The following is a 318-nucleotide window of genomic DNA, read 5'->3' on the forward strand; positions in this document are numbered from 1 at the left end:
CAACACCCAGATTGGCTCTTTGCGAAGCAGGCTTAATAGCGGGGACAACACCGACGATGGGAATAGAGAACTTCTCTCTTAATCTAGGAAGGACCACTGTACTTGCGGTATTACACGCAATCACGACTAAAGAGATGCTTTGAGTCTCAATGAAGTGCTGCACGTAGTGCTCCACTCGATCAACTAACTCTTCTTGTGCCAACTCCCCATAAGGGTATGCCTGGTTATCAAATGCATAGGTAACACTCACCCACGGAAGCCTTGCCTTTATGTCTTTAAATACAGAAATGCCACCCACTCCGGAGTCAAACATTAAGA

The 318-nt window shown here is 46.2% G+C and carries 1 protein-coding gene; it reads right to left on the bottom strand.

The window, feature by feature from the left end:
- Nucleotides 1-318 (bottom strand): glutamate racemase (locus AB4585_RS26665; protein WP_372171757.1); only part of this gene is annotated, 318 nt, incomplete at both ends.

This window comes from Vibrio sp. 10N.222.49.C9 (assembly GCF_041474985.1).
Taxonomy (GTDB): domain Bacteria; phylum Pseudomonadota; class Gammaproteobacteria; order Enterobacterales; family Vibrionaceae; genus Vibrio; species Vibrio crassostreae_C.